Source organism: Nonomuraea zeae, from assembly GCF_005889725.1.
Taxonomy (GTDB): Bacteria; Actinomycetota; Actinomycetes; order Streptosporangiales; family Streptosporangiaceae; genus Nonomuraea; species Nonomuraea zeae.
The window spans coordinates 1-4615 of sequence record NZ_VCKX01000518.1 but is presented as its reverse complement, the minus strand read 5'-3'; the positions used below and the strand labels follow the sequence as shown (position 1 = coordinate 4615).

The 4615-nt window shown below is 73.8% G+C and carries 1 protein-coding gene; it reads right to left on the bottom strand.

What is annotated here, in order from left to right; all coding sequences use genetic code 11:
- Nucleotides 1–4615 (bottom strand): type I polyketide synthase (locus ETD85_RS60335; protein WP_138698775.1); only part of this gene is annotated, 4615 nt, incomplete at both ends.

The window sequence follows — 4615 nt, the reverse complement described above, 5'->3', positions numbered from 1 at the left end:
GGCTGGTGGTGGGTGAGGTTCGGCGCGGGCCGGTCGTCGGCCAGGGCGTGCAGGGCCTGCCGGAAGTCCTCGCGGGTGGTGCCGACGAGTGCCGCCTGGTGCGGGAACCGGGCGCGGGCGGTGGCCAGGGTGTAGCCGACGTCGGCCGGCGACAGCTCGGGGTGCGCGTCCAGGTGGTCGGCGAGGCGGGCGGCCTGCTCGCGGAGCGCCTGCTCGCTCTTGCCCGACAGGATCCAGGGGATCGGGCTCTCGGTGGCCGTGGGCTCGGTGCCGGCTTGGGGGACCGCTTCGAGGATGAGGTGGGCGTTGGTGCCGCTGATGCCGAAGGACGAGACGGCGGCCCGGCGGGGCCGGTCGTCGTGCTCGGGCCAGGGCGTCGGCTCGGTGAGCAGGCTGACCGCGCCGGCCTCCCAGTCCACGTGCCGGCTGGGGGCGTCGAGGTGCAGCGTCGGCGGGAGCAGGCCGTGGTGCATGGCCTGGACCATCTTGATGACCCCGGCCGCACCGGCGGCGGCCTGCGTGTGGCCGATGTTGGACTTGACCGAGCCCAGCCAGAGCGGGACCTCGCGGTCCTGGCCGTACGTGGCGAGCAGGGCTTGGGCCTCGATGGGGTCGCCGAGGGTGGTGCCGGTGCCGTGGGCCTCGACGGCGTCCACGTCCGAGGTGGTGAGGCCGGCGTTGGCGAGGGCCTGCCGGATCACGCGCTGCTGGGAGGGGCCGTTCGGTGCGGTGAGCTGGCTGCTGCGGCCGTCCTGGTTGATGGCGCTGCCCCGGACGATCGCGAGAACCGGGTGACCGTTCGCCCGCGCGTCGGACAGCTTCTCCATGAGCAGCAGGCCCGCACCCTCGCCCCAGGCCACGCCGTCGGCCGAGTCGGAGAAGCTCTTGCACCGGCCGTCGGCCGCGAGCCCGCGCTGGCGGCTGAACTCGACGAAGATGCTCGGCGTGGCCATCACGGTCGCGCCGCCGGCCAGCGCCAGGCCGCACTCGCCGTTGCGCAGCGCCTGCGCCGCCAGGTGCATGGCCACCAGCGACGAGGAGCAGGCCGTGTCGATCGTGACGGCCGGGCCCTCGAAGCCGAAGGTGTAGGAGATGCGTCCCGACGCCACGCTGCTCGCGCTGCCGGTGCTGAGATAGCCCTCGAACTCGCTGGGCGCCTGCTGGAACATCCGGGTCGCGTAGTCGTCGTACATGATGCCCGCGAACACGCCCGTGGCGCTGCCGCGCAGCGTGGCCGGGTCGATGCCGGCCCGCTCGATCGCCTCCCAGGCGGTCTCCAGGAGGAGGCGCTGCTGGGGGTCGACGGCCGTGGCCTCGCGCGGGCTGATGCCGAAGAACGCGGGGTCGAACCGGTCCGCGTCGTACAGGAAGCCGCCGCGGGAGGCGTAGCTCTTGCCGAGGGCGTCCGGGTCGGGGTCGTAGAGGTCGGCCAGGGGCCAGCCCCGGTTGTCGGGGAACGGGCCCGTCGCGTCGGTGGCCCCGGTGACCAGCCGCCAGAGGTCCTCGGGCGAGCCGACGTCGCCCGGGTAGCGGCAGGCCATGCCGATGATGGCGATCGGGTCGTCGTCGCCCGAGGCCGCGTGCGCGGTGGAGACGGAGCCCGCCGTCGTCGCGGCGGTGCCGAGGACGCTGCGCAGGTGCGCGGCCAGGGCCGAGGAGTTCGGGTAGTCGAACAGGACCGTGGCGGGCAGCCGCAGCCCGGTGGCGGCGTTGAGCCGGTTGCGCAGCTCGACCGCCATCAGCGAGTCGAGGCCCACGTCGAGGAAGCCGCCGTCGGGGTCGATGACCGTGCCCGCGTCGTGGCCGAGCACTTCGCGGAGCCGGTCGGTCACCAGGTCGAGCAGCAGCCGTTCCTGCTCGGCCGGGCTCAGGCCGGCGAGCCGGTCGGCCACTGCCCCCGTGCTCTGCCGCGCCGCCGCGCCGCGACGGGCGGCGGGCCTGACCAGGCCGCGCAGCAGGTCGTGATCGCGGACGGCCGAGGTGTTCAGCTTGGCGGGGACGACGAGGGGAAGGCCGGTGGCCAGCGCGGTGTCGAGGAGGGCGAGCGCGGTGTCGGCGGGCATGGGCAGGATGCCGCTCCTGGCCATCCTCGTGGTGTCGAGCGCCTCGCCCATGCCGGTGTCCCAGAGGCCCCAGGCCAGCGAGGTGGCCTTCCCGCGATGGGCGAGGGCGTCGAGGTAGGCGTTGGCGGCGGCGTAGTTCGCCTGACCGGGGCCGCCGAGCAGCCCGGCGATCGAGGAGTACAGGACGAACGCGTCGAGGTCGCCGGTCAGCTCGTGCAGGTGCCAGGCGGGGTCCACCTTGGCCCGCAGGACGGCGTGCAGCTGGTCGGGGGTGAGGCCGGTGACCGTGGCGTCCTGCAGCACGCCGGCGGTGTGGAAGATGGCCGTGAGAGGGTGCTCGGCCGGGATGGTGTCGAGGAGGTCGGCCAGGGCGGCGCGGTCGGCGGTGTCGCAGGCGGCGATGGTGACCTGCGCCCCGAGCGACACCAGGTTGGCGATGCCGGGCGCGTCGGGGCCGCGGCGGCTGGCCAGGAGCAGGTGGCGGATGCCGTAGCGGGTGACGAGATGGCGGGCCAGGTGGGTGCCGAGCGCGCCGGTGCCGCCGGTGATCAGGACCGTGCCGTCCGGGTCGAGCGTGACGGGAACGGCGTCGTTCCCGGCCACCTTGGTCAGGCGCGGGATCAGTCGCCGGCCGTCGCGCACCGCCACCTGCGGCTCCGCCGGGAGGCTCACCTGGCCGGGCCGGTCGGCGTCCACGAGGTGGAAGCGTCCCGGGTGCTCGCTCTGCGCCGACCGGACCATGCCCCAGACGGTGGCGGCGGCCAGGTCGGTGATGGCGTCGTCCGGGCCGGTGGCGATGGCCCCGCAGGTGAGGAAGACCATCCGCGAGTCCGCGAAGCGGTCGTCGGCCAGGAACTCCTGGATCAGCAGCAGCGTCCGCTCGGCCAGCGCGTGGGTGGCTTCGAGGTGGTCGCCGTCCGCGCCGTGGCTGGGGACCACGATGACCTCGGGCGTCTCCGTCAGCGTGGCCAGGTCGCCGTCGAGCACGACCCAGCGGGCGGGGGGCGCGTCCCCGGTCGTCTCGGCCCACTCGACCTGGTAGACCAGGTCCGACACCGGCCGGCCGGCCGTGACGGGCCGTCCCGTCAGCGACTCGATCTCCGCGACGACCGCGCCGTCCCGATCGTGCAAGGTCAGCGCCGCGCTCTCGGTGCCGGTGCGCCGGATGCGCACCCGCGCCTCGGTGATCCCGCCGGCGTGCAGCGTGATCCCCGTCCACGCGAACGGCATCCTGGCCGCGCCGAACCCGTCGTCGCCGTCCTGGATGGCCAGCACGGCGGGGTGCAGCGCGGCGTCCAGGAGCGCCGGGTGGACGGCGTGCCTCGACACGTCCGCGTCCGCGGGCAGCGAGACCTCGGCGTAGACCGTCTCCCCGTCCCGCCAGATGGCGCCGACCCCCTGGAACAGCGGCCCGTACTGCAGGCCGGTGGCCGAGAGGTGCTCGTACAGGTCGTCGATGTCCACGACGGACGCGCCCTCGGGCGGCCAGGTGACGAGAGCCTCGGGCGCGGTCGCCTGGCCGATGGCGAGGTGGCCGGTGGCGTGGTGGGTCCATTCGTCCTCGTCCAGGGTCCTGGAGTGGACGGTGAAGGCGCGGCGGCCGTCGTCGGCCGGCTGGACGGTGAGGTTGAGCTGGTGGGTGGCGGTGACGACGAGGGGGGCGTGCAGGGTGAGCTCGTCGATCTGGTCGTAGCCGATGTGATGGGCGGCGTGCAGGAGCAGGTCCACGTAGGCGGTGCCGGGCAGGATGACCGCGTCGTGCACGGCGTGGTCGGCGACCCAGGGCTGGTCGTGCGGGGTGATCCGGCCGGTGAACAGGTAGCCGTCGTCGGGGAGCCGGGTCACCGCCCGCAGGACGGAGTGCTCGATCGCCTGCATGCCGGTGGCGGTCAGGTCGGTGCTGCTCGTGGTCAGCCAGTACGACTGGTGCTGGAAGGCGTAGGTGGGCAGCGTGACGGGGTGTCCGCCCGGGTGGAGGGCGGCGGGGTCGGTGGCGAGCTGGGCCAGGGCGGTGGCCAGGGTGGCGGCCTCCGGCTTGCGCTGGCTTCTGGTCGGGATGGCGTGGCCGGCCTGGGCGGCGAGGGGCGTGAGCGTGGCGTCCGGCCCGAGCTCCAGGTACGTCGTCACGCCGAGGTCGCTGAGGGTGGTGAGGGTGTCGGCGAAGCGGACCGGGCGCAGGAGGTGTTGGGTCCAGTACGCGGCGGTCTGGAGGTCGTCGTCGGTGGCGAGGTGGCCGGTGAGGTTGCAGACGATGGGGATGGATGGTGGCTGGTAGTCGAAGTTCGCCAGTGCCTGGGTGAGCTGGTCGGCGATGGGCTCCATCTGGGTGGAGTGGAAGCCGTTCTGGACGTTGAGTGGGCGGGTCTTGTAGCCGGCTTCGGCGAGGGTTGTGGTGAGGGCCTGGACGGGGTCCCGGTGTCCGGAGATGACGAGTGATGTCGGGCTGTTGACGGCGGCGATGGAGACGTCGGGGGTGAGGTGGGGCTGGAGGTCGTCTTCGGTGATGGTGACGGCGGTCATGGCGCCGTCGGGTGGGAGGGTGGCCATGAGGG